Source organism: Mariniflexile jejuense (assembly GCF_042675665.1).
Taxonomy (GTDB): Bacteria; Bacteroidota; Bacteroidia; order Flavobacteriales; family Flavobacteriaceae; genus Mariniflexile; species Mariniflexile jejuense.
Genome location: NZ_JBHTJI010000001.1, coordinates 570,260 through 595,112, shown reverse-complemented (window position 1 = coordinate 595,112; position 24,853 = coordinate 570,260). Strand labels below are relative to the sequence as shown.

Sequence of the window (24,853 nt, the reverse complement as noted above, 5' to 3'; positions counted from 1 at the left end):
TGATAATTGACAATTATCAATTGGTAATTGTCAATTATCTTTCCAATAAATACCCCCAATTTAAGTGCTTTCGTTTGTCTAAACGTCCTAATATTTTAAGGAATACTAATGCTGTAATTAATGCGTCGCCTGTAGCGGTATGTCTGTCTACCGTTGGAACATTTAATTCTTTTGCTAACTCATCAAGCGTATAAACTTTTTCTTTTTGTCTGTAAATAATGTGTATTGATTTTTTATACAAAACACCTGTGTCAATAAACTTGTTTTTCAGTTTTCCTAAACCATGCCTTAACAACATTTCATTAACCATAGTTTTATCAAAATGAGCATGGTGCGCTATTAAAACATCATTTTTTATATAAGCTAAAAATGCTTTTATAGCTTCAAGTTCAGTTATTTTTTCTAATGAACTAGATTTCATTAGTCCGTGAATTTCAACAGTTTCAGGTTTGAAAATGCTTTGTTCTAAATAAAGTTCTAAACTATCATTCACATTTATTTTTTTTCCTGTAAATGAAACAGCACCTATTGATAAAATGCGGTCTTCTTTTTTATTAAAGCCCGTGGTTTCTGTATCAAAAGCTATAAAACGAGTGTTTGTTATAGTGTTATCTTTTGGTTTTTTTTTATTGAAAGTAGCAAGGTAGTCGTTCCAAAAATCTGGAAATGTTTGTTTTTTTTTAAATAACCAATCAAAAATCATTTACTTGTAGCTTTTAAGATTTACATGAAGTTTTTTAAGTCGAACCTCATTTTTAAAGTTTCTTGAATTTCTTGAATGGGTTTAAAACAACGTCTTAACTTTAATTTTTCTTCTTTGGTAAGCGTTTCTAGTTCTATAAATTTCCCTGAATTATTGTGTAGTAAGCCTTGTTTGGTTTTGAATTTTAAAAGCGCTTTAAAAGCATACGAACACGATTGGTAAAGCTCTTTGTTATTAGGCTCAATTTCTGCCATTTTTTCAAAACGTTCAGAGGTATTATTAATGCCTTTTATGTTGTTGCTTAAAATAAGTAATCTGGCAGCATCAATTAAAGGCATTAAGGCTCTACTCTTTATATTGAAAAGGTCTTTTTGGTCGCCATTTTCTTCAACTAAAAATTGTTTAAAAAAACCTAGAGGCGGCGGATTTTTGAGTGCGTCTCTTCCTAAAAATTTAAAAAATAAAGCTGTTCTTTCTAATGATTTATAAATAGAATCAGATAATTCATCAACCAAATTGCTATCGCCATATACACTACTATAATCAAAGAAAATGGATGATAGCAAAATTGCTTTTTCATCGGGGTTAGAAATCCAGTTTTCAAATTGCAATTTCCATTCGGTTATAGATTTGCACCATTCTATATTACTAGCCATCATATTGGCTTCACAATATTCAAAACCTATTTTGTTTAATGATTTAGTAACTAGTTTCGCTAATTCTAAAAAGTAAGCTTGTGTTTCTTCATACTTGTTTTCAGCTACATCTTCAAAAACAATAGCATTGTCTTGGTCTGTAAAAAGCATTTGTTCTTTTCTACCTTGACTACCAATAGACATCCAAGAAAAAGCTACCGGAGGTGGTGAAGGCATTTTTTTTAATGCTATTTCTATAGCTCGAACTGTAACGGCATCATTAATTTGGGAAATAATTTTTACAATATGCGAAATAGGGATATTCTGTTCTAAATAACTTTTTAAAAGCGTATTAGCTTTAAGTCTGGCAGTTCGTAATTTTTTTGTGCGTTTGGCGCGTTTTATTTCTTTTAAAATAACCGAAGGATTGTTTCCTAATGTAACCAATACATCATGGTGTGTTAAAACGCCTATTAATTTAGAATTTACAGTGCCATCTTTGGTAATACACAAATGCCCAATATTGTATTTTATCATTTGTAATTGCCCATCGGCTACCGTCAAATCTTTTTTGTTGGTAATAACGGGCGAACTCATAATATTTGTAACAGGTGTTTCTATAGGATATAACCCTGTAGCAATTTTGTTTTTTATATCGCTATTTGTAATTATGCCAACAGGATGTATGTTATCATCAACAACAACAATACAGCCAATTTTATACTTACTCATTTTAATAGCGGCATCTTTTAATGACGATTTAAAGTCGCAAGTAATTGGGTTTTTAGAGTAATTAGCTGTTTGAAAACTAACAATATCTTGCGATGTGCTGGGTAAATAATCTGCAAATATTTTACCTGTTTCTTCTGCGGTATAGGGGTCGTAAGCATTGGTAGCAAATGCGGTAATTAAAAATTTATAAACACTCGCATTATCCTGAGTTACTGCTTGAAAAGTATCAATTGGTATGGCATATACAATAGATTCTTCATTGGCGGTAGCGGTAAGTTTATAATCTTCTTTAGCAATAAGCGGGCGAACGCCAAAAATGTCACCAGCATCACTTATGTTTACTATTTCTTGAACATTATTGTTGTTAGTATGAAACGAGGTTATAGCACCATTTCTAACCATATAGAAATGCTCGTTAAAAGCATCGCCTTTTTTAAAAAGTGTATCACCCTTTTCTAAATAAACGATAGATACTTGTCCTGAAATTTCTAACAAAGCATCCGCCTTTAAAATATTAAAAGGCGGATAGTTTTTTAAAAAATCGTAAACACGTTCTGCTATAGAATTTTTCATCTGTTATATTAGAACCATCATTAAAAAACTAAATCATTTTAAAATCTAACAATAATTCACCTTCTATGAAGCATTGTAAATGGTCGCCTTTATGTATATCGCCTGTGCCATGAGCAGGTGTTCCGGTAAAAATTAAATCGCCAGGTTCTAAAGTCATATATTTTGAAGTGAATGCAATAATATCGCTAAAATTGTAAATCATTAATGATGTGTTTCCAACTTGTTTTTGTTCACCATTAATTACTAAATGAAAATTAATATCATCTAATTTTGGGAAATTTGAAACAGGTTTAAAGGTTGATATTGGCGCAGCACCATCAAAACCTTTACCCAAATCCCATGGCCCTTTTGTTTCTCTGCAAGCATTAAAAACATCTTTAGCAGTATAATCAATACCAACACCAATTTCAGATATGTACGAAGCAGCATCTTCTAAAGCTATGTCTTTTCCTTTTTTGCCAATTTTTATTACTAGCTCAATTTCATAAACAATTTGGTTCGTAAAACTCGGGTAAACAACGTCTTTGTTATCTCTAACAAGGCTCGACTCAGGTTTTGAAAATATAATTTGAGTTCCTGTTTTGTTAGCACTAATTTCTTCTTGGTTATTTACGTAGTTTTTCCCGATAGCTAGAATTTTCATAATATTTAATTTAGTTAATGTTAAGGTTGTAAATTTAGTGAATATGATGCTTAAAATTAAACTATATTTAACTTCTTTCTAAGAAAAATTGCTGTTGTTTTTTGTATCTTCATGGGCAATAAACCAATCTGAATATTATGAGAACAGTTAACGCATACGCAGCAAAAGAGGCAGGTGCTTCATTAGAAAAATTTCAATATGAATTACCAAATATTGGCAATGAAGAAATTGATATTAAAGTGCATTATTGTGGCATTTGTCATTCCGATTTAAGTATGATTAATAATGATTGGGGTATGAGCCAATTTCCGTTAGTGCCTGGGCATGAAATTGTTGGTGAAGTAGCTGCTTTAGGAAAAGATGTGAAAGGGTTAAAGCTTGGCGATAAAGTAGGCATGGGCTGGAGTTCTGGTGCATGTATGCATTGCAATCAATGTTTAGATGGTAAACAACATTTATGCGGAAGTTCTGAGGCTACTATTGTTGGTCGTCATGGTGGTTTTGCAGATGTTGTTAGAGGACATTGGTCTTGGGTTATTCCTTTACCAAAAGGCTTGGATATGGCAAAAGCAGGTCCATTATTTTGTGGCGGTATAACCGTTTTTAATCCAATTGTATTGTCTGGTGTAAAACCAACCGATAAAGTTGGCGTCATAGGTGTTGGCGGACTTGGGCATATGGCTATTAAGTTTTTAAAAGCTTGGGGATGCGAGGTTACAGCATTTAGTTCAAACCCAAATAAAAAAGATGAGATTTTAAAAATGGGTGTGCATCATGTAGTCGATTCTACAAAACCTGAAGCATTACAAAGCATAGTGGGATCATTAGATTTTATTTTGAACACAACAAATGTAACGCTTGATTGGAATTCTTTTTTAACTACATTAGCACCACAAGGAAAATTACATACTGTTGGCGCAGTTTTAGAACCCATGGCTATTCCTGCATTTAGTTTAATTATGGGCGAAAAATCGGTTGGAGGAAGCCCAATAGGCAGTATTGCATTAACCAAAAAAATGTTGGAATTTTGTGTAAGACACAATATTTATCCAACGGTTGAAGAATTTAAAATGACCGATGTAAATAAGGCTATGAAGCATCTTGAAGATGGTAAAGCACGATTTAGAATTGTATTAAAAGCTTAAATAAATAATTAATTAAAATTTATTAAAAATGGCAAAATCACACGACGCTAAAAAAAATGTAAAAAAGGAAGCTGTTTTAACCCCAAAAGAAAAAAAAGCAGCAAAACTTGCTAAAAAAGCAAAACGCGATTAAAAGCTAATACCGTTTAAAACATTTAAAACCACTTTTTATAAAGTGGTTTTTTTTATTTAATACAATTTGTAGAATACACCATTTAGAATGGCTATTTTTACCGTTCATTTTTTTTACAAGAATTCTTAAAATGCAACACCTAAAAAAACCCTCAAAAAACACCGATAAATCAAAACCAAAAGTAACCATGGCTCAAGCCTTTAAAACCATCATTTGGCCAAGGCGCAATCTGGTTTTTATTGGTTTATTACTAATAGTTATAAAAAGTTTATCAGGTTTAATATTTCCATGGCAGAGTAAAGTATTGCTGGATGAAGTTATACCAAACAAAGATTATTCTCATCTATATAGCTTAATAGCCATTGTTTTAGGAGCTATTTTTGTACAAGCGGTTACGTCTTTTTTACTAACTCGCATTTTAAGTGTACAAGCACAATATTTAATTAGCGAATTGCGAGCGCAAGTTCAAAAAAAGGTATTGTCATTACCCATTAGTTTTTTTGATAATACAAAATCTGGCGCCTTAGTATCACGTATTATGAGTGATGTTGAAGGTGTTAGAAACTTAATTGGTACAGGTTTGGTACAATTGGTAGGTGGTAGTTTTACAGCTATTGTTTCGCTAATTATTTTAATAAAATTAAACCCGTGGATGACGCTTTTTGTATTCGTTCCACTTTCTATTTTTGGGTATATCGCATTAAGAGCTTTTAAATACATACGTCCTATTTTTAGAACCAGAGGAAAAATAAATGCAGAAGTTACAGGTCGTTTAACAGAAACCTTAGCTGGTGTTCGAGTAATAAAAGCCTTTAACGCTGAAGAACAAGAGCAAACAGTATTTGAAAAAGGCGTTGACAAACTTTACCAAAACGTAAAGAAAAGTTTAACCGCCACGGCATTCATGACGAGTGCTTCTACGTTTTTAATAGGTGTTGCCACTACGGGTATTATGGGCATTGGTGGTTATTACATGATTCAAGGCGAAATGACTACGGGGGATTTTCTTTTCTTTACCTTAATTCTTGGTTTTATGATAGCGCCAATTGTACAAATGAGTAATATTGGTAGTCAACTTACAGAAGCATTGGCAGGTTTAGATAGAACTGAAGAACTTATGAATTTGACTGCTGAAGAAGATAACGTACAGCGTACCATTCACCTTAAAGATTTAAAAGGAGATATTGCATTTAAAAACGTGTCATTTTCGTATGATGAAGGTAAAGAAGTCTTGCATAACATTAATTTTACTGCACCAGCAGGTTCAGTTACCGCGTTGGTTGGTAGTTCAGGTTCTGGAAAATCAACCATGGCAGGGTTATCGGCTACGTTTTTAACACCAAAATCGGGCATGGTAACCATTGATAATCAAGATTTATCGAAAGTAAAACTTAGTACCTATCGAAAATATTTAGGCGTCGTTTTACAAGATGAATTTTTATTTGAAGGTACTATTCGTGAAAACATTCTATTTCCAAGACCAAACGCCACAGAAACAGAGTTGCAAAATGCCGTTAAAGCAGCTTACGTAAACGAGTTTACCGATAGGTTTGATGATGGTTTAGACACCTTAATTGGAGAACGTGGTGTAAAATTATCTGGTGGTCAACGCCAACGTTTAGCTATTGCACGTGCTATTTTAGCAAACCCAAAAATTATTATTTTAGATGAAGCAACCTCTAGTTTAGATACTGAAAGTGAAGCATTAATTCAGAAAAGTTTAGCTGAATTAATAAAAGATAGAACTACCATTGTTATTGCACATCGCTTAAGTACCATTAAAAAAGCAGATCAAATTTTAGTAATTGAAGCAGGAAATATTGTAGAACGCGGTAACCATGATGAATTGATTGCTTTACAAGGTAGATATTACGACTTATACACCTACCAAGCAAAAATTTAAAACAGGTTATTATGAAAATTACAGATGTAAAACCCGCAGACTATAATGTGTTTTATAGCACTTATATAAATAAAGCACCAAAAGAAACTGATTTAATTGATGCGTTTGAAAAAGCTGAAAGCGTTGTTTTGCAATTTTTTAAAAGTATTCCAGAACATAAATGGGATTACAAATATGCTACAGGTAAATGGAGCATTAAAGAAGTGTTTCAGCATATAATTGATACCGAGCGTATTTTTATTTACCGCTGTTTTCGTATAGCAAGACACGATAAAACCCCATTAGCAGGATTTGAACAGGATGATTACATTTTGCCTTCAAATGCTCAAAATAAATCTGTTAAAAATTTATTGGAAGAATATAAAGTAGTTAGGCAAAATTCTATAGTACTACTAAAAAGTTTAAGCGATGAAGACTTTAAATTTATTGGAATATCAAACGGAGCAAATTTATCAGCCTTGGCAGCCGCTTTTATGATTCTTGGGCATGAAACACATCATATTGAGGTTTTAAAAGCCTTGTATTTGTGTTGATTATAATAAGAGATTTACCTTGGTGAGTTTTTGTTCGTTTAACGGTTTACAGCTACCCGAAGGTGGCGATTTCGAAGCGATTCACTGCCAACCAAGCACAAACTTTGATAGATGCACTGCACTTGATTTAACCACTAAACTGCCACTTTTGGGTAGGTGCTGTTATGGTTCGTTTTTCTTGTCATTTCGTCACTATTTTAGCTGTCTCGGGTGCAATTCCAATGGTCGCAATCGAACCGCTGTTAAACTTCAAAAAGTCAGTTTCTATTCCGTCACTAAATATTACTCCACTTGTCGGCATTAGTGATTCGATTGTCAAGTGATTTTGGTTTTTTATAATTCCTGCGGTTATTCCTGTGTGTGTTCTGATACTCTGAAATGGTTCCCTAACTGCAAAAAGCAATTCGTTGTCTTTTAATTTTGGTCTTTTAGGTTTTAGATTTTTTTCGAACATACTTGTTACTCCGTAAGCCATATTAAAAATTGAGCTTAGCCAACCTGTTGAACCTGCTGGTGTTGAAATAATAAGTCCGCTTGAAGAATGTTCTTCTGTGTTTTGATTAAATGAGATTTTATAACGTGCAGAAATATGAGAAGAAGCACCAATAAAAAGGTCGTTGAAAGCCAATAGTCTTTGTCCGTCATTGAGTTTTGCTTCTGCAAATCTCATTGTTTTTGAATTATATTGATTGCTTAAAACATTCTCAACACCAAATACAAAATCAGTTGTATCAAAAGGTAATAAAACACCATCGTATCTTTCTTTGTCGGGGTTTACTGCTATTATTGGGCAACCTTTTGAGTATTTAGCTGTATTTGCCACAAGTCCATCTTGTCCGATTACAACAATTAAGTTCTTTTCAGAAAAAATGAATGATGGTAAATATACTCTCTCTACAGTTTTGTTTTTAACAACTCGTGAAAGTTGTGTTTGTAAAGAGTTTAAAGAGTTATGAAAAATTTCGTGTTCTAACTCATAATCGTCAAAATTCCCACCAAGACTTTCAATGTAAAATTTAGCTTGAGCCTTTGTATTGAAGCGTTCAATCAAAGATTCAAGTCTTGTTTTATTCTTTACAATTATGGCATATTCAAAACTCATTTTTTATTTTCTCTCTTGTCGTTAAGCAATGTATCTAACAATTCAGGACTAATATTAAGATTGCCAATTTTGCCTGCATTTTCGGCAAGTTCTCTAAATGCAAGTGAGATATTAAATTTTGGGTCAGGGTTGTTGTTCAAAGCTGTTAAAGTCTTCCATTCAATGTCCTTGTATGGCTTCATAGTTGTTTCTATAACGTAGCCTTGGGTTTCAGCTTCTTTTTTGTCGTTTGCAGTTTTTTGTTCTATTAATAGTTTTCTTTGATTCTCAACAGCTATATCTGCTGCCAATTTCATTTCACGCAGTTTGCGGTCGTTGTCAGATTTTTGAATTTCGGATTCCATTTTCTTTTCAGCGATTTGCTTTTGTTTTTCTTCTACCGCAATTTCTGTGTTAAGTTCTGTTTCTTTTATTTTTCTCTCTTGTTCTACTGCAAAATTTCTACGTTCATAAATTGCTTGGTCGGCTTCTTGTTGCAGTTTTTCTCTTGTTTCAGTTTCCAAAGCTCTTGACATTTCAGGAGTTGCTTGAATACCCAAAATATTTGCTCCTAAAATATCTATTCCAAGCATTGCAATGGCTTGAGATGATTTTAGACCTTCTAAAATTCTTTCTTCGATTGACTTTGCTGAACGAATTGCATCTTTCAATTTTATTTCGTGAATAAATGAAGAAGTTGCTGTTTGTGCTTCATTTATGATTCGTTGATTTAACTTTTCAATGTCGTTTTTTTTGTACTGTCCATTGTCGTTTACTGTGAAGTCTAAAACGTCTGCAAGGGTTTTGGGATTACTGATTTTGTAGCTTATCTGTCCTTGAATATTAATCGTTTGATAATCGTTTGTCGATTCGTTAAATATAAAAGGCAAGTCATTACTTCCCATTGGAATTGCAGCAATTGAGCTGTTTGGGGCAAAGTAAAAAAATGAAAGTCCACGTCCTTCTCTTTTAATGTTTCCGTTCGTAAAATGCAGAACGTATGTCATTGAGTCAAATTTGATGTGTTTTATACCGAACATAATATTTTGATTTTTTGTTTGTCTTTTTTAGCGGTGTAGTCTTTAAAATGAGCCATAACTCTAATGATATGAAATCGTTTTAGTGTGTTTTATATCAGAAGTTAAACGAAATTAGTTGATTTTTTCTACAAAATCAAAAATAAATATATTTAAATTGTAGAGTCTTTAGATTAAGCAACCTGTAACCTCGTTTTTCGTTTCAAAAGAATAAAAACTAGTAACGATAAAACGCCAAAAACCGAAAAACCAATAAACAATGGCAATACCGATGTTTTAACAAAACTACCTATATAATTTGCAATAGGCACCGCAAATACGGTAGAAATAAATCCGTTTAAGGCTGCACCAATACCAGCAATATGTCCTAGCGGTTGCATAGCCAAGGCTCTTAAATTTCCAAATAGAAAACCAACAGCAAAAAATTGTAAGGCAAAAAAACCAATTAAAACGTAAATGCTTGGGTTATTTCCAGACCAAAACATAAACACATATAATAACGATACTGCGCAATAGCCAATAGTAGCTATATACCCAAGGCGCAACATACCAAATTTAACAACCAACATACTGTTTAAATAAGTTGCTAAACCAATAGATATTGCCAAACTTGCAAATATGTATGGAAACATATCGGCTAAATTATATTGTGTTTCAAAAATTTGTTGCGAAGTACTTAAATACACCATGAATGAACCCGTTATAAAACCAGATACTAAAGTATATGCAATGGCTTCAGGAAATTTGAAGAATTCTTTAACACCATTAGCAAATAAGTTTGGTGTAAACTTAATACGTTTTTCTTTTGGTAGTGTTTCTGGTTGTCGCTGCCAAAACCAAAACATGATAAATACACCAAAAACCAAATTGAAATAAAAAATAGACTTCCAAGTAAAAAAGTAAAGCAAAAACGTGCCTAATGTTGGTGCAATTACGGGTACAAGTATAAAAAACATTACCACAATAGAGGTTATTTTAGCCATATAATTACCACTATACGAATCGCGAATCATGGAAATAGTTAAACTTCGTGGAGCAGCTAATCCAATACCTTGAAGTACGCGCCCAATAACCATAACTTCAAAACTGGTTGTATTTACACAAACAATACTTGCTAAAATAAATACGATAAATCCAAAAAACACCACAGGTTTTCGTCCTAAACTGTCTGATATTGGTCCAAATATCAACTGTCCAAAACCAATACCTAAAAAAATCATGGTGATAAGTAATTGGTTATCGCTTGGGTTTGTAATGTGTAATGTAGTACCAATATCTGGTAATGCTGGCAATAACGCATCAATAGATAGCGCTACTATAGACATTAACGAAGCCATTAAAGCTACAAATTCAAATTTAAACGTTTGGGTTTTTTGCATGCGGCAAAAATAACGTTAATAAAAAGGTTAAATGTTAATTTAGATTAATAAACCAATCTTATATTGTTAAATTTGTACTAAAAGCAATTTGTAGATGACTATAGAACCACTTTTAAAATATATAAGCAATTATATTGATTTATCGGAAAGCGATGTTGCCTTTCTACAAGCAAAACTTACCGTTAGAAAATATTTAAAAGGGCAATACATTGTGCAACAAGGCGATATTTGTAAATATGAATGTTTTGTGCTATCAGGTTGTACTAAAACGTTTTATGTTGATGCAGAAGGGCAGGAGCATATTTTAATGTTTTCAATTGAAGATTGGTGGACGTCTGATATGGGTAGCTTCATAACCCAAACACCAGCCGATTTTAATGTGCAGTGTTTAGAAAACTCAGAATTAGTTATGTTTTCTTATGATGTTATTGAAGATTTATATAGCGAAATTCCAAAACTAGAACGCTTCTTTCGTCAAATTATAGAAAAAGCGTTTGTAGCATCACAAAAACGTATCGTTAGAAATTTTAGTCTTTCAGCCAAAGAACAATACTTATATTTTAGAGAACAATATCCATTAATCGAGCAACGCATTCCGCAGTACATGATAGCGTCTTACCTTGGTATTACTAAAGAATTTCTTAGTAAAATTAAAAGTCAATTAATTTTGGAACAATAAATGTTAATCTAGTTTAACATCATTTAATAAACTAGGTCATTTTGTAGTTTGTTTATATTCCACATCTTTGTAATGTCAAATTGAATGTACAAAACGTGAACACATTAATTGAAAAAATAAGCGCAGTAAACGATTTAATTCTTCAAGGCAAAGCTTTAGAAGCTTTTGAAGATTATTATCATGATGATGTGGTTATGCAAGAAAATGACAATCCTGCTTGCGTAGGTAAAGCGTTAAATAGACAACGTGAAGAAGCTTTTTATGCTTCTATAACAGAGTTTAGATGTGCAAAACCTTTAAAGGTTACAGTTGGTGAAAAAACAACTATGGTTGAATGGCAGTTTGATTACACACATAAAGATATGGGTTGTAAAAAATTTACCCAAGTAGCCGTTCAAGAATGGCAAGATGGAAAAATTATAAAAGAAAAATTTTATTACGGATATTAACTTAAATTAAAAAACAAAAATTAAAAACAATGAAAAGAGCAATTAAAAGTTTAGCAATCATCGCTTTAGTAGCGTTTACAACATTCTCATTCACTTCAAAAGCAGGCGAGAAAAAAGAGATTAAATTAGATAAAAGCAAAGTAGTTTGGAAAGGTTACAAAGTAACAGGTTCTCATGAAGGTACTATAGCTATTAAATCGGGTTCTTTAACCTTTGATAACGGTAAATTAACTGGCGGTGAGTTTGTAATTGACATGACTACTATTAATTCAACCGATTTACAAGGTGGTGGTAAAGAAAAACTTGATGGACACTTAAAATCGGACGATTTTTTTGGTGTTGAAAAGTTTCCAACAGCTAAATTAGTATTTAAAAAAGTAACAGCTTCTGGTAAAAACGCATACAATGTAACTGGCGATTTAACTATTAAAGGAAAAACAAACCCAATTACGTTTACTATTTCTATATACGGAAATAAAGCAACAGCATCTTTAAAAGTTGATAGAACTAAATATGATGTACGTTACGGTTCTACAAGCTTTTTTGATGATTTGAAAGATAAAGCTATCTATGATGAATTTGATTTAGTGTCTGACTTAGAATTCTAAGTTTACAGAGTGACTAATAGCTAGAAAAGAGCGTTCTACACAGAACGCTCTTTTTGATTTTAATAGGGTTTTAAAAACACTATCTTTGTAGCTCTTAAAACAAATTATGTCTTTTAAAAAAATAATCGAGCCACTTAAAGAAAATTTAAAACGCAATGGTATTACCGAGCCTAATGCACTGCAAACAGAAATTCTTTCAAAAATTAAAGGAGGAAAAAGTATGTTTGTTATTGCACCTAAAAATGCAGGTAAAACTACAAGTATTGTGATAAGCGTTATAAACAAATTAAAAGATGAGTTTGAAGATGCGCCTCGTGCTTTGATATTTGTAAAAGATAAAGAAGCATGCTTAAAACTAGCCGAAATATTCAATACGTATAAAAGAGGAACTAATTTGCGTGTGTATTGTGCGTATGAAGAACATAATATGGAATTACAGCGCGAAGAATTATACTTAGGAACCGATATTGTTATTGCAACACCAAAGCGCTTAAATAAAATATTTTACCTTAACGGTATTAACTTAAACAAGTTACAAATGTGCATTGTTGAAGATGCCGAATTTTTATTTAGAAACAACAATTTAGCTGAAGTTACCAGAACACCCGAAAGTATAGGTAGATGCCAATATTTGGTGTTTTCTGATAAATATGATGACCGTTTTGATCGTTGGCAAGATAGCTTCATGCACCTTGCAGACGTAATTGAGTTTGAATGATTAAAGCAAATAATTATAACTTATTAGGAGTTATTTATAAATTTTTTTCACATATTAAAATAAAACGGACTTAATTTCATAAAATCGTAAATACGTACATCAATAATATGTATTTCATCGACTTTTGTACATAATTATTTGTTATTTTTGTAGGTAATTGTAAAAATTACAAACCATCAAACGCATACTTTTGTTAAAGTCTCTCAACAACAATATCAAAACAAAAGCGCTATTTTTTGTAGGCTTCTTTATATTAACCATAACTAGCTATTCTCAAATAGTAACGAATAGTGATTACACAAGGTTTGTAGATTCGGCTAAAATTCATTCTGAAAAGTGTTCAAATAAAACACAATTGTTTTTAGATTCTATTCCAGAACCACTAGATGAAACCATTGCAGGGCGTTTAGCCGATTATTATGCTGTTAAAGCATTATTACACGACGAAAAAAGTGAATATGCCCGCACTTATCAAAACTACATATTGGCAATTAAATATGCCGATAAAGAAAAAAATTATAAAGTAGCTGGTAATTGTAGCTTAGAATTGTTTGCTATGTTACATTATGCTAAAAAAGATTCTTTGGCGTTTCGTTTTTTAAATAGAGCCAATAATTATTTTAAAATTAATAACGATAAAAATGGGCTTATAGAAGTTCAGCAAATGCATGCCTACATAGAGTTTTCAAATAGAAACTATGTAAAGTGTAATAAATTGTTACTAAAAAATTTAAATACCTATAAAAGCATTAAAGATGATGGCTATTTTTATTTGTTTGCAACTTATATGCTAAGTAGCAATTACATTAAACTAAATAAACTAGATAAAGCTTATAAATATCTAAAGGCATTTCACAGTAAAAAAAACGATACTACTATTGCAATCTATAATTACGCATCGTTTAGTGCTGGTATCAATTTAAGTTTAGCAGAACACTATTTAAAAGTAAAACAGCTCGATTCCACAAAACATTATTTGTCTAAATCTGAAAAGCTAAGAAGCTATATGAATAATGATTTGGTAAGAAGGTATTTAAATCTTCATGCCGATGTTTATAAATCAATAGGAAATATTGATGGAGCAAAAAGCTATCTTGATTCAATAACACATTTTGAAAACAAGTTGTACAATACAAATCTTGAAGCAAGTTTTCAAATAAACAATGTATTAGAAAATGCAGAAACAGAATTGGAAACAGAAAGTAATAAGAAGTTTTGGAATGGTGTTTTAGCACTTTTACTTTTTGCTATTCTATCGTTTTTAGGTATTTTCTTTTTAATTTACCACAAGAAGAACAAAAATAGGCTAACCACTACAGAGAAAGAAATAAGTAATCTATCGTATTTAAAAACAAGTAATGAAAAGCTTACAGGAAAAGTGCTTGGACTTGAAGAATATATTATTAATTTAAAAAAAGAAGTAAAAGGCATTTCTAAAATTCATAATGAACCAGAGCAACGCGAAAAGATTAAGGAGTTGTATAAAAACTTACACCACAATTCGTCTATACTTTTAGACAAAGGCGAAAACCATTTAGAATTAGTAAATCAATTAAATGTTGAGTTTTTTAATAAAATACAATCTACTTACCCACAATTAAACGACTCTGAAGTGATAACTTGTTACTATTTGTTTATGGGTTTTAAAAACAAAGAAATTGCCTTGTTTCTAAACATATCGGTTCGAGCTTTAGAAAGTAAACGGTATCGTATTTCAAAAAAAATAAATCTAAATACTAAAAAAACAGCACTACTAGATCATATAAAAGAAACATTTAATCAAACAGTATAAAAAACAAGAATGCACTGTTTTTAAGGGTTTAAATACATAAAATAGTTAATTTTAATAAATTGCGTAGTGAATGCGTAGTAAAATATATTAACCCTTAAATAAATGTTAATGATATTTGTAACGCTATTAATCAATAACTGATTTTATCAGTAACCAAATGTACTTTTGTTTTCTAAGTGGTTGGAATTGGGTTTAAAAAAACAACAGATTTCTGTTAGTTATTTAACCTTAAACAAAAGTTGTTATTGACAAGAAAAGTTGGTTTTAGGGATATTAAAGGAGTCTTTCTCAAGACTCCTTTTTTGTTATGTTTTATGTGACTTACATAATGAACCTGTGTCTCAAATAAAAAGTAAATAATAAACTAGCGATAGCTATCTTTTGAAAATTCAAAATCATCATAACAATATGCCAGATGAAGATCTGGTAAAAGCCATTGTAAATACCAATGACACGTTGCTTTTTGAGGTTTTATATGATAGGTATTCTAGGTTAGTATTTAACAAATGCTACGGGTTTGCAAAAGATGAAGAGGAAGCCAAAGACCTAACCCAAGATGTTTTTTTAAAGCTATTTGTTAAACTGGCAAGCTTTAAAGGTACTGCAAAGTTTTCAACATGGTTATATGCCTTTACCTATAATCATTGTGTAAATTATGTAACTAGAAATACAGCAAAAAAAATTGAGAAGCAATCGGTAGATTATACTAATATAGAAAACCTTTCAGATGTAGAAGATGAAAGCAGTTTTTTAACCATGAAAGTAGATAAATTACAAGCAGCACTAGAATTAATTTCTCCAGAAGAGAAAATGATTCTTTTACTAAAATACCAAGACTTCCTGTCTATAAAAGAGATAGAAAGTGTTTTGAGTATTGGTGAAAGTGCAGTTAAAATGAGGATTAAGCGTGCCAAGGATAAGCTTATAACTGTATATAATGATAATTTTAGCTAATGGACAATCCGTTTAAACATATAAACCAGCCACTTAAAGATGTTCCGCCAGAACTAAAGGCTAAGGTAATGAACGATGTTGCCATGGCTAAACTACTTATGGATTTAGCAACCCTATTCTCTTACAATATTGGAAATGTAATTGAAACCGTAATTAGTAAGCGAAAGGATAATAAGTAAAAAAACTAACAATAAATTAAATGGAAAAAGCAGCTAAATGGAAAGACATAGCCATGGAATCTTTAACTAAAGTATGGTTCGAAATATCAAGTATATTTCCAAACATTATAGGCACTTTGGTGGTTCTAATTTTAGGATGGTTTTTTACAAAGTTGGCTATTAGAATTATAAAAAAAGTACTCATACTAGCTAAGGTACAAAAGCTTGATGATGCTATAAACGATATTGAAATAGTTGAAGGCAAAAAACTCAATTTTAATACCGTTAAAATAGTTTCCATTTTTGTTAAATGGCTTATTTATATCATGCTGCTTATTATGGCTTCCGATATTTTAGGTCTTAAAATTATATCGCAAGAAATAAGCAATTTTTTAGGCTATTTACCTAAGTTATTTGGTTCATTAGTCATATTTACAGTTGGCTTGCTACTGGCCAATATGATTAAAAAAGGACTAAAATCATTTTTCGAATCGATGGAATTATCAGGTTCTAAAATTATTAGTCAAATTGTGTTTTTTATTCTTTTAATTTTTATGTCAATAACTGCTTTAAACCAAGCTGGAGTTGATACACAAATAATTACAAACAACATCACCATGATTCTTGGGGCATTTTTACTAGCCTTTGCTTTAGCTTTTGGTTTTGGCGCACAAAAAGTAGTAGGCGATTTGTTAAGAACATTCTACACACGCAAAACTTACGAAATTGGACAAGTAATTGAGTTTAACAACATAAAAGGTGAAGTCGTTTCTATTGATGGTATTACCGTAACCTTAAAAACAGAACAAGGCAAATACATTATTCCTATTAAAGATATTGTAGAGAGTCAAGTACGTGTACAGGATTAACTTAAAGTTAGGGTTAAATTTGGTTGGTTAATACCCCGTATTCCGAAAAACTCTCTACATTATTCCATCCCTTTTCATACCGCTGAAAAGGGATTTTTTTTGTATTTTTTTTATAGAAGCTATTAAAAAACTAACTTAGCTGTTAGCTAACTAATTAAATACCATTAAAACCATGAAAAAGGGCTTCCTTATTTTTCTTTTAGCATTATGTACAGCTTGTTTTAAAGACCCAAAAGCTGAAAAACCGCAAACATTACCAGAAGCTTCTGCAAGTAGCGAAGGCATGCTAGAAGCTAGGTTAAATCGTATAGATACCATGCTATTACAAGCTGTAAAAAGCAATAAAATTCCTGGTGCAGTAGCGTTGGTAGCACGTCATGGTAAAATAGTTTATCACAAAGCATTTGGTATGGCCAATAATGCTACTAATGAAACTATGCAGCTAGACCACATTTTTAGAATAGCTTCTCAAACTAAAGCCATTACTTCAACAGCAGTTATGATGCTTTGGGAAGAAGGCAAGTTTCAGTTAGACGATCCTATTTCTAAATACATTCCAGAATTTGCTAATGCCCAATTGTTAGATACCTTCAATCCACAAGATTCAACATACACTACAAAACCTGCTACAAATCAAATAACCATTAGGCATTTATTAACACACACATCGGGTATTGGTTACGGTGTAATTGATGGTGATGAACAGTTTAGAAAACTATATGCCAAAGCAGGTATTATCGATTTATTTACCACCAAAAATGTTACTATTGCCAATAATATTAAAAAATTAGCCAAATTACCATTACACCACAACCCAGGCGAAAAGTTTACTTATAGTGAAGGTTTAGATGTTTTGGGCTACTTTGTTGAGGTTGTATCTAAAATGCCTTTTGATGCCTTTTTAAGAACCCGTATTTTTCAACCTTTGGGCATGCACGATACACAGTTTTATCTTCCAGAATCTAAATACAATAGGCTGGTAACCGTACAAACCAAAGAAAACAATGTATGGATAAACTATCCCGTTACGTTTTACGATACCAATTACCCAAAAACAGGTGCAAAACGGTTTTTTTCTGGTGGTGCAGGACTTACCAGTACCGCTAAAGATTATGCAACCTTTTTACAAATGTATTTAAATGGTGGCGAATTAAATGGTGTTAGGTTACTAAGCAGAACAACGGTAGAAACTATTTTAACCAACCAAATACCTTATATTTCTAAAGAAATACCTGCAGTACATGGTTTAGCTTTTGGACTTGTAGATGCTAAAAAGCACGATTTAGGCGGTAGTGGTAGTAAGGGTACATTTGAATGGGGTGGTTATTTTAATACCCAATATTATGCCGATCCAGATGAAGAACTAATAGCTGTACTTTTAAAACAAACTCAAAAAGTAAGTGATGATGATACTGCTTGGAAGTTTCGCGTTTTAGTTAATGCTGCTATTGCCGATTAATGTATTTATAAGCGATTTTTTTTATTAGAGTAGTTATATTTGTCAAAATAAAAATACAATACAGCATCTAATAGCATGAAATTAATTCAGGTTAGCTTGCTTTTTACTTATAAATATCACCTTAAAAGCATAAACTGTTCAAATTGATTCTGTACCAAAAGCAAAAACCACAACATTTAAACCCAAAGCTTTAATAATACCAACGGTTTTAATAGGATACGGTATTGTAGGTTTAGAAAGTCATACTTTAAAATTGGTAAATGCCGAAATTAGTGAAGAAGTAAAAGAGCATATTGACGATAAATTCACAATAGACGATATTTCGCAATACACACCTTTTGTAAGTGTGTATGCCTTAAATGCGTTAGGTGTAAAAGGCAAGCACAATTTTAAAGACCGAACCATCATATTAGGAACCGCTTACCTAATTATGGGTGCAACCGTAAATATTTTAAAACATACAGGCAATGTAGAACGGCCCGATGGTACATCAAAAAACTCATTTCCTTCGGGGCATACCGCTACCGCCTTTATGGGTGCCGAATTTTTAATGCAAGAATACAAAGACGTATCGGTTTGGTATGGTATCACAGGCTATGTAATAGCATCGGGCACAGGTTTTTTTAGAATGTATAATAACAGGCATTGGCTTACCGATGTTGCCGCAGGTGCAGGCATAGGCATATTAAGTACCAAAATAGCCTATTGGACACATTCATTTATTAAAAAGCATATTTTTAAAGACAAAGAAACGCTTAACGGTATGATATTGCCTTTTTACAATGGTAAAGAAAGCGGTTTGGGCTTGGTGCTTACGTTTTAATTCCCATGCCTGCAATAGCAGGAATCCTTATAAAAAAAGTAATAACTGTAATGTTATTAAATAATTCAAACAAGTTTTAATACTACGTTAAGGCAATGCAACTGCATTAAGCATAAACAAAAATAAAGTCATCTGTTTTTAGTATTGTAAGCATTTTAAACCTGTGTTTTGAATAGAAATGGCATGTATTACCAAAATTACCAAGCCCAAGCTAAACTACCAAAACCATGAAACAAATTGAAACACATTGAAACATATTGAAACATATTGAAACAACCACCCAAAAAAGGAGGGGTTTTGTTCGAGTTTTGTTCGGGTTTTGTTCGGCTACGGTTTTGGTGTATTTGGTTTAGGTACGAGCTTACCCGAACAACACCCAAACCATACTAAACTTAAAGTGCTATTTTTTTAAAAGTAATACAGTTGTTGTAGGTAAAATTTTATTATATTCGTAAATACTTAAAGCGGGTATAGTTATTGATTATATCCAATTGTTGGCAGTAATTAAAACCAAACTCTAAACATTGAATACTGAAAATGGAAAAAACAAAATCATATGATAGCTCATACTTTTCAGCTGATATAATAAAAAAAGTATTTAATGAGAATGTTAAAGAAAGTAATAGAACTTCTTTTAGGTTAAGAAAAGAAGATGAAAGTTGGGAATTTGATACTGAAAATGAATTTTTTGCTGAATATAGAAAACCTCATTTATCTTCTACCATAAGAAAATCAAACAAAGATGTGAGTATTAGTTTAACATATAATTTAAATTCAGATACAGAAGTTATTGTGCAAGCAAATTCAAGAGATGAAATCGAATCTGTATTTGAAATTTTTGAATCCAACTTTGAATCTTCCAAATATGAAAAGGAAAAAGAAAATAAAGGACCAATTGTTTTTATTGGTCACGGAAGAAATCCTCAATGGAGAGATTTAAAAGACCATTTAAGCGACCAACACGGATTTAAAATCGAAGCTTATGAAACTGGAGCTAGAGCAGGTCATAATATTAGAGATATTTTAGACGAAATGGCTACCAAAAGCTCATTTGCGGTATTAGTTATGACAGGAGAAGATGAAGATAAAGATGGAAATAAAAAAGCAAGACCAAATGTAATTCACGAAATCGGACTATTCCAAGGTAGATTAGGATTTAGTAAAGCAATAGTACTTTTAGAAGAAGGAACTGAAGAGTTTTCTAATTTAAATGGAGTACAACAATTAAGGTTTTCTAAAGGTAGAATAAAAGAAACTTTTGGAGATGTTTTAGCAACAATCAAAAGAGAATTTAATTAAAAAAATATGAAAGCAGACGTACAATATAATGATTTTGTTGGAACAGCAGCAGCAGATATATCAGACTTTTTAGGTTCCAAATATGGAGATGCTTTAGAAAGCTTTGCTAAGTTTTTTAAAGTTGATAGTAATAGATTTAAAATAATTGGAATTTCAATTTACGGTACTGAAAATTTTTACATTTCATTACTGTGTGTAGATAAAAAAAGGAGTAGTGAACAAAAAGAACATATCGTTTCTATGTCAATTGAGGTTGAAAACGAGAAGGAAGTTCTGAACTTCCTATTTAAAAGACTTCACATTGTTTTACATTCAAGATTTGATAAAAAATACCCGAATTTGGAATATGACGAAGAAGTTCGGTACGAAGATTTTCATGAATAATAAATAACTGCTGCAAACAATGTATAAAAATAATAAGGGTTAAGTGCCAAACCCTAAGTTGGTACATATTAACAAAGTCCGCCAAATTTACAATTTGACGGTTAAAAGAAAAATAACGGTAAAATTGTAAATTTGGCTAAGTGCTAAATCGAAAAGTAAGTGTGTTTTAATCCCTTACTATTCTTATACTGAGCCGTTATATGCCATTTTAGGACGACAAAAGACACAACACAGTTAAATATGAAAGTAACGACAAACAAAGCATACGATTTCACAGCCAGTTTTGACAGGTTGCAAGACATTTTAGATTCAGTGGAAACTTTTGAACCAATTGACACTGTGCCAAATAGTGATACGCTTTCATATTCAAATGGATACTATTTCAAATGCTATGCTATTTTTATTGACATTCGTGATTCTTCAACATTGCCAGGTAAATATCAAAAAAGAACTTTAGCCAAAATTTATAGAGCATATATATCAGAAATAGTTGCTTTATTTCAAAGTTCTCCAAATTGCAAAGAACTAAATATAGTTGGCGACAGCGTTTGGGCAGTGTACAATGCTAAAGTAAAGGATGATGTTTCTGAAGTATTTCACGCTGCTTATGCTGCTTGTTCAATTATTAATACATTGAATTACAAGCTTTGTAAAAAAAGTATTGATCCAATAAGAGTTGGAATTGGAATTGACAAAGGTGATGCATTAATGATTCTTGCAGGATTTAAAGGGAGTGGAATAAATGATGTAATTTATATGGGCGGTGTAGTCAACAACGCTAGTAAATTATGTTCAAAAGGAAGTAAAAATGAAAATGGAACAATAGTCATTTCAGATGATGTCTATAGTGACCTTCAAGGAAAAGGGAACGGCACTCATGAATATCAATCATACTTTACTCGTAATCACTTAGAAAACAATTACCACGCAACAATGGTAAGAATTGATATGAATAATTGGTTAAATGAACAACAAACTAAATATCCTTGTAATCGATGACAACAGACGACAAATACAAAAACTTAGACAGAGTTAATTTTTGGGTGATAAATTGCGACAATAAAATTTCGTACTTACTGACACTTCAAGGAATTATTTTAACAATAATATTCACAAGCAGTTATGCAGAACGCTTGGTCGTTACGTTATCATATAAGCTTACTTTTGTGGATTTCGGATGGCAATCATTTTTCAGATTTACTGAAGGAATAAGCCTATATACATTCCTAATTTTTATAATAATCTCATTATATAATGCTTACTCCTCTCTGAGAGCAAGACTTGACTCGAAAATTTATCAAGAAAACGGTCTTGTAACAAATTCCGTTTTATTCTTTGAGACAATTGCGAACAGAAGTTTTTCTGATTTTCAGACTGACCAACAAACAACGACAAGCTTAAATTCAAACACTCTTGATAATGACATTGATTCTCAAGTTTTCATTAATTCTAAAATTTGTCAATTAAAGTTCAAACACTACAATTTGACACTCAAGTATTGTAAATTGGCATTAATTGTAGGAATAATTTATTTGATAATGATGATAAAAAACGGCATATAAAATGGTATATAAAAAATAGTTGAATCAGTAGTTAATTCAAGGCTTTTTGCTCTAATCAAAGTAAGTACTTTACCGAAAGTTTAGTCCTTCGAAATCGCCAACTCTTCGAAGTTTGTAACTTCGAAATAACAGATAAAGAAACGGTAAAGAAAGGAAAACAAGTTTCATTCTAACAGTTGTTAATAGAATGCAAAGTTTCAAACTTCGCATAATATAAACTTCAACATTTTAATAATCTAAAATAAACACAAATATCAATAGTATATAAACTGCAAACTGCCACTGTATACTAGAATCTACTTCTTCTTATTCCGTCTATTATAATTCTTATCACCTCGGGTTTTAGGCTTTTTATATTTAGCTGCTATTTTAAACTTATACGAACCACCTAAGTTTTCTTTTTGGTTCTTTTCAGCTTTCTCATGAAATGCTGCGCCAATGTTCTCATCGCGTTTTGCAGGGTTGTTGCGCTCTTTTATTTGTGGGCGTTCTTCTTCAATAAGTTCGGTAGAGATTTCAACAGTTTCGGGTAATTCTAGTACTGTTATTTGCATTTGCATTAAACCTTCAATGCTTTCAACATGTTCAAGTTCGTTTTCCGTAGAAAATAAAATTGCATCACCTTTGCGTTCCGCTCTACCTGTTCTACCTATACGGTGCATATAGTTTTCTGGGTAGTTGGGTGTATCAAAATTAATAACATGCGAAATATTATCAATATCTAAACCACGCGCCATCACATCGGTAGCTACCAAAATACGGTTGTCGCCATTTCTAAACTGCTCAATACTACGCAAACGGTAGTTTTGGGTTTTGTTGGAGTGAATAACGCACAACTCATCATGAAAACGACTGTCTAAGTTTTCAAACAAGCGGTCTGCCATTTTTTTGTTAGATACGAATACCAATACTTTGTTAAAGGTATCAACATCGCTTAAAAGATGTTTTAATAAGTTGGCTTTGGTATAAAAATTAGGTACGTTGTAGTGTGTTTGTGTAATGTTTTCTAGTGGCGTACCAGAAACTGCAATAGAGACACGCTCTGGCGCTTTAAAGAAATCGTTAATTAAATCGTCTACATCATCCGTCATGGTTGCCGAAAACATGATGTTTTGGCGTTTTTCGGGCAGTAAATCGAAAATATTAATAAGTTGGTGTCTAAACCCTAAATCGAGCATTACATCAACTTCATCAATTACCAATTTTTGTATGTGTTTTAGCTGTAATACGCGGGTTAAAGCTAAATCGTACAACCTACCTGGTGTTGCTACTAGTATGTCTACACCATCTGCAATAGCTTGTTTTTGGGTGTTTATATTGGTGCCGCCATACACACCTAATACACGGGTATTTATATATTTAGTGAGTTTTTCAATTTCTTCAACAACTTGCACTACCAGTTCGCGCGTAGGCACAAGTATCAATATACGTGGTGTTTCTTGCGTAGAAAACTTAAGATTTTTTAAAATAGGCAACATATAGGCAAAGGTTTTACCTGTACCTGTTTGTGCAATACCTATAATATCGGTACCAGAGCTTACAACGTTAAAAGCTTCCGCTTGTATGGGTGTAGGTGTGGTAAAGCCTAAATCGTGTAAGGCATTGTATAAAGGCGTGTTTAAATTTAAGTCTTGAAAAGTCACAGTAATTGTTTAAGCTTGCAAAGTTACACTTATTATTCTATTTAGCTTATAGCTTATGTATTTCAATAGTATAGCTAGCCTTAAAGGTATTACCAGCAGCAAGTTTTAAAATACCTTCTTTGGTAGTAAAGTCTTGGTTTGTATTTTCATTATCAGCAATACCCAACCACGGTTCAATACATACATAGTTGCCTGTTGGTTTTGCCCAAATGCCTAAATATGAGAAATCGTGGTAACTAACGGTTAAAATATCGCCATATGTTTTACTGTTTAGTATTACTTTTTTAGACTGTAAGTCTTTAAAAATAAGCGCATCGTCATTAAACATAGCATGTGTTAATGGCAATACATTGGTATTATTAAAAATGGGTTTGGTTTCAGAAGAAATAAGACCGTTTGTCATATTGATGAGGTGTGTTTTTGAGGTTTCGGCATGTTCAAACACTAAAGCATAATCATCATAGGCTTCATCTTCAAACACTGGACATTTAAACGCTGGATGCCCACCAACGGAAAAGTACATGGTTTTATCATCTAAGTTTTTAACCGTATGAAGTACTTCAATGCTGTTATTTATAAGTTTATAGGTAATGAAAAGGGCAAATTTAAAAGGATAAACTTTTAAAGTATCGGTATTATACAGAAGCTGAAAGGTTAAACTGTTTGCAGTTTTTTCGTGCAACACTACCGCTTTATTATTACGTACCATGCCGTGTTTTGGTAAATTGTATGGTTTGCCTTCAAACACATACGTATCGTTTTTTAAAGCACCAATAATAGGGAATAGGTTAGGAGCAAAACTGCCCCAAACATCGGGGTTGGCATCCCATATAAACGCTGTGTTGTTTTTTATGGAGGTAATTTTACATAATTCGGCTCCAATGGTGTTTACCGCTATTTTAAGTTGGTTGTTTTGTAGTGTGTGCATAAAACCTAATTTTAAACTAAAGTACAAAACT

General features: G+C 32.0%; 24 protein-coding genes. 16 read left to right on the top strand and 8 right to left on the bottom strand.

Annotation, left to right across the window (positions count from 1 at the left end):
• Window positions 1-34: 34 nt before the first annotated feature.
• The 3 genes from ACFQ1R_RS02600 to ACFQ1R_RS02590 are packed head-to-tail and all read right to left on the bottom strand — an operon-like array spanning window position 35 to window position 3,286.
• Window positions 35-703, bottom strand: coding sequence for a 3'-5' exonuclease (locus ACFQ1R_RS02600; RefSeq protein ID WP_379924554.1), 669 nt, complete (start codon window positions 701-703; stop codon window positions 35-37).
• Window positions 704-723: 20 nt separating this feature from the next.
• Complete coding sequence (locus ACFQ1R_RS02595; RefSeq protein WP_379924553.1) at window positions 724-2,643, bottom strand: DUF294 nucleotidyltransferase-like domain-containing protein; 1,920 nt, start codon at window positions 2,641-2,643, stop codon at window positions 724-726.
• A 28-nt stretch (window positions 2,644-2,671) separates the two neighbouring features.
• Window positions 2,672-3,286: a fumarylacetoacetate hydrolase family protein gene (locus ACFQ1R_RS02590; RefSeq protein ID WP_379924552.1), complete on the bottom strand. Its 615-nt coding sequence runs from the start codon at window positions 3,284-3,286 to the stop codon at window positions 2,672-2,674.
• 137 nt (window positions 3,287-3,423) lie between these two features.
• On the opposite strand from ACFQ1R_RS02590, the gene ahr reads away from it, so the two are divergent.
• From ahr to ACFQ1R_RS02575, 3 genes are all read left to right on the top strand, one after another.
• Window positions 3,424-4,431, top strand: a complete 1,008-nt coding sequence (gene ahr, locus ACFQ1R_RS02585; protein WP_379924551.1) for an NADPH-dependent aldehyde reductase Ahr — start codon at window positions 3,424-3,426, stop codon at window positions 4,429-4,431.
• A 263-nt stretch (window positions 4,432-4,694) separates the two neighbouring features.
• Entirely contained in the window at window positions 4,695-6,467 is a 1,773-nt protein-coding gene (locus ACFQ1R_RS02580; protein ID WP_379924550.1) for an ABC transporter ATP-binding protein, read from the top strand.
• Between the two features lie 11 nt (window positions 6,468-6,478).
• Window positions 6,479-7,000, top strand: a complete 522-nt coding sequence (locus ACFQ1R_RS02575) for a DinB family protein (protein ID WP_379924549.1) — start codon at window positions 6,479-6,481, stop codon at window positions 6,998-7,000.
• 181 nt (window positions 7,001-7,181) lie between these two features.
• Here ACFQ1R_RS02575 and ACFQ1R_RS02570 read toward each other — a convergent pair whose 3' ends face one another.
• The 3 genes from ACFQ1R_RS02570 to ACFQ1R_RS02560 form a co-directional block, all read right to left on the bottom strand.
• Window positions 7,182-8,102: a sugar kinase gene (locus ACFQ1R_RS02570; protein WP_379924548.1), complete on the bottom strand. Its 921-nt coding sequence runs from the start codon at window positions 8,100-8,102 to the stop codon at window positions 7,182-7,184.
• Window positions 8,099-9,088, bottom strand: a complete 990-nt coding sequence (locus ACFQ1R_RS02565) for an SPFH domain-containing protein (RefSeq protein ID WP_379924547.1) — start codon at window positions 9,086-9,088, stop codon at window positions 8,099-8,101. The genes ACFQ1R_RS02570 and ACFQ1R_RS02565 overlap by 4 nt, the downstream gene beginning before the upstream one ends.
• Window positions 9,089-9,291: 203 nt before the next feature.
• Window positions 9,292-10,497 (bottom strand): multidrug effflux MFS transporter, encoded by a 1,206-nt coding sequence (locus ACFQ1R_RS02560; protein WP_379924546.1) that lies wholly within the window; start codon window positions 10,495-10,497, stop codon window positions 9,292-9,294.
• A 94-nt stretch (window positions 10,498-10,591) separates the two neighbouring features.
• On the opposite strand from ACFQ1R_RS02560, the gene ACFQ1R_RS02555 reads away from it, so the two are divergent.
• The 13 genes from ACFQ1R_RS02555 (at window position 10,592) to ACFQ1R_RS02495 (ending at window position 21,688) form a co-directional block, all read left to right on the top strand.
• The gene (locus tag ACFQ1R_RS02555; protein WP_379924545.1) at window positions 10,592-11,176 is read left to right on the top strand and encodes a Crp/Fnr family transcriptional regulator; all 585 of its coding nucleotides are present in this window, start codon (window positions 10,592-10,594) and stop codon (window positions 11,174-11,176) included.
• 95 nt (window positions 11,177-11,271) lie between these two features.
• Entirely contained in the window at window positions 11,272-11,625 is a 354-nt protein-coding gene (locus ACFQ1R_RS02550) for a nuclear transport factor 2 family protein (protein WP_379924544.1), read from the top strand.
• Window positions 11,626-11,654: 29 nt separating this feature from the next.
• Window positions 11,655-12,233, top strand: coding sequence for a YceI family protein (locus ACFQ1R_RS02545; RefSeq protein ID WP_379924543.1), 579 nt, complete (start codon window positions 11,655-11,657; stop codon window positions 12,231-12,233).
• Window positions 12,234-12,339: 106 nt separating this feature from the next.
• Window positions 12,340-12,951: a DEAD/DEAH box helicase gene (locus ACFQ1R_RS02540; protein ID WP_379924542.1), complete on the top strand. Its 612-nt coding sequence runs from the start codon at window positions 12,340-12,342 to the stop codon at window positions 12,949-12,951.
• Between the two features lie 190 nt (window positions 12,952-13,141).
• Entirely contained in the window at window positions 13,142-14,743 is a 1,602-nt protein-coding gene (locus ACFQ1R_RS02535) for a helix-turn-helix transcriptional regulator (protein WP_379924541.1), read from the top strand.
• 408 nt (window positions 14,744-15,151) lie between these two features.
• Complete coding sequence (locus tag ACFQ1R_RS02530; RefSeq protein ID WP_379924540.1) at window positions 15,152-15,697, top strand: RNA polymerase sigma factor; 546 nt, start codon at window positions 15,152-15,154, stop codon at window positions 15,695-15,697.
• Window positions 15,697-15,876 carry a hypothetical protein gene (locus tag ACFQ1R_RS02525; protein WP_379924539.1) on the top strand — a complete coding sequence of 60 codons (180 nt, stop codon included), beginning with the start codon at window positions 15,697-15,699 and terminating at the stop codon, window positions 15,874-15,876. Before ACFQ1R_RS02530 ends, ACFQ1R_RS02525 begins: the two co-directional genes overlap by 1 nt.
• 20 nt (window positions 15,877-15,896) lie before the next feature.
• Window positions 15,897-16,724 carry a mechanosensitive ion channel family protein gene (locus tag ACFQ1R_RS02520; RefSeq protein ID WP_379924538.1) on the top strand — a complete coding sequence of 276 codons (828 nt, stop codon included), beginning with the start codon at window positions 15,897-15,899 and terminating at the stop codon, window positions 16,722-16,724.
• Window positions 16,725-16,896: 172 nt separating this feature from the next.
• Window positions 16,897-18,183 carry a serine hydrolase domain-containing protein gene (locus tag ACFQ1R_RS02515; RefSeq protein ID WP_379924537.1) on the top strand — a complete coding sequence of 429 codons (1,287 nt, stop codon included), beginning with the start codon at window positions 16,897-16,899 and terminating at the stop codon, window positions 18,181-18,183.
• A gap of 253 nt (window positions 18,184-18,436) precedes the next feature.
• The gene (locus ACFQ1R_RS02510; RefSeq protein ID WP_379924536.1) at window positions 18,437-19,006 is read left to right on the top strand and encodes a phosphatase PAP2 family protein; all 570 of its coding nucleotides are present in this window, start codon (window positions 18,437-18,439) and stop codon (window positions 19,004-19,006) included.
• 537 nt (window positions 19,007-19,543) lie between these two features.
• Complete coding sequence (locus ACFQ1R_RS02505; protein ID WP_379924535.1) at window positions 19,544-20,305, top strand: TIR domain-containing protein; 762 nt, start codon at window positions 19,544-19,546, stop codon at window positions 20,303-20,305.
• A gap of 6 nt (window positions 20,306-20,311) precedes the next feature.
• On the top strand, window positions 20,312-20,689 hold the full coding sequence (locus ACFQ1R_RS02500) for a hypothetical protein (protein ID WP_379924534.1): 378 nt from the start codon (window positions 20,312-20,314) through the stop codon (window positions 20,687-20,689).
• Window positions 20,690-20,929: 240 nt separating this feature from the next.
• Entirely contained in the window at window positions 20,930-21,688 is a 759-nt protein-coding gene (locus ACFQ1R_RS02495; RefSeq protein WP_379924533.1) for an adenylate/guanylate cyclase domain-containing protein, read from the top strand.
• 859 nt (window positions 21,689-22,547) lie between these two features.
• Here the strand turns inward: ACFQ1R_RS02495 and ACFQ1R_RS02490 are convergent.
• Both ACFQ1R_RS02490 and ACFQ1R_RS02485 read right to left on the bottom strand, forming a co-directional pair.
• Window positions 22,548-23,894 carry a DEAD/DEAH box helicase gene (locus ACFQ1R_RS02490; protein ID WP_379924532.1) on the bottom strand — a complete coding sequence of 449 codons (1,347 nt, stop codon included), beginning with the start codon at window positions 23,892-23,894 and terminating at the stop codon, window positions 22,548-22,550.
• Between the two features lie 46 nt (window positions 23,895-23,940).
• Window positions 23,941-24,822 (bottom strand): aldose 1-epimerase family protein, encoded by an 882-nt coding sequence (locus tag ACFQ1R_RS02485; protein WP_379924531.1) that lies wholly within the window; start codon window positions 24,820-24,822, stop codon window positions 23,941-23,943.
• Between the last annotated feature and the right edge of the window lie 31 nt (window positions 24,823-24,853).

Coding starts and splice junctions, on each gene's coding strand:
- ACFQ1R_RS02600 (WP_379924554.1), bottom strand. CDS start 703: ATGATTTTTGATTGGTTATTTAAAAAAAAACAAACATTTCCAGATTTT.
- ACFQ1R_RS02595 (WP_379924553.1), bottom strand. CDS start 2,643: ATGAAAAATTCTATAGCAGAACGTGTTTACGATTTTTTAAAAAACTAT.
- ACFQ1R_RS02590 (WP_379924552.1), bottom strand. CDS start 3,286: ATGAAAATTCTAGCTATCGGGAAAAACTACGTAAATAACCAAGAAGAA.
- ahr (WP_379924551.1), top strand. CDS start 3,424: ATGAGAACAGTTAACGCATACGCAGCAAAAGAGGCAGGTGCTTCATTA.
- ACFQ1R_RS02580 (WP_379924550.1), top strand. CDS start 4,695: ATGCAACACCTAAAAAAACCCTCAAAAAACACCGATAAATCAAAACCA.
- ACFQ1R_RS02575 (WP_379924549.1), top strand. CDS start 6,479: ATGAAAATTACAGATGTAAAACCCGCAGACTATAATGTGTTTTATAGC.
- ACFQ1R_RS02570 (WP_379924548.1), bottom strand. CDS start 8,102: ATGAGTTTTGAATATGCCATAATTGTAAAGAATAAAACAAGACTTGAA.
- ACFQ1R_RS02565 (WP_379924547.1), bottom strand. CDS start 9,088: ATGACATACGTTCTGCATTTTACGAACGGAAACATTAAAAGAGAAGGA.
- ACFQ1R_RS02560 (WP_379924546.1), bottom strand. CDS start 10,497: ATGCAAAAAACCCAAACGTTTAAATTTGAATTTGTAGCTTTAATGGCT.
- ACFQ1R_RS02555 (WP_379924545.1), top strand. CDS start 10,592: ATGACTATAGAACCACTTTTAAAATATATAAGCAATTATATTGATTTA.
- ACFQ1R_RS02545 (WP_379924543.1), top strand. CDS start 11,655: ATGAAAAGAGCAATTAAAAGTTTAGCAATCATCGCTTTAGTAGCGTTT.
- ACFQ1R_RS02540 (WP_379924542.1), top strand. CDS start 12,340: ATGTCTTTTAAAAAAATAATCGAGCCACTTAAAGAAAATTTAAAACGC.
- ACFQ1R_RS02530 (WP_379924540.1), top strand. CDS start 15,152: ATGCCAGATGAAGATCTGGTAAAAGCCATTGTAAATACCAATGACACG.
- ACFQ1R_RS02525 (WP_379924539.1), top strand. CDS start 15,697: ATGGACAATCCGTTTAAACATATAAACCAGCCACTTAAAGATGTTCCG.
- ACFQ1R_RS02520 (WP_379924538.1), top strand. CDS start 15,897: ATGGAAAAAGCAGCTAAATGGAAAGACATAGCCATGGAATCTTTAACT.
- ACFQ1R_RS02515 (WP_379924537.1), top strand. CDS start 16,897: ATGAAAAAGGGCTTCCTTATTTTTCTTTTAGCATTATGTACAGCTTGT.
- ACFQ1R_RS02505 (WP_379924535.1), top strand. CDS start 19,544: ATGGAAAAAACAAAATCATATGATAGCTCATACTTTTCAGCTGATATA.
- ACFQ1R_RS02500 (WP_379924534.1), top strand. CDS start 20,312: ATGAAAGCAGACGTACAATATAATGATTTTGTTGGAACAGCAGCAGCA.
- ACFQ1R_RS02495 (WP_379924533.1), top strand. CDS start 20,930: ATGAAAGTAACGACAAACAAAGCATACGATTTCACAGCCAGTTTTGAC.
- ACFQ1R_RS02485 (WP_379924531.1), bottom strand. CDS start 24,822: ATGCACACACTACAAAACAACCAACTTAAAATAGCGGTAAACACCATT.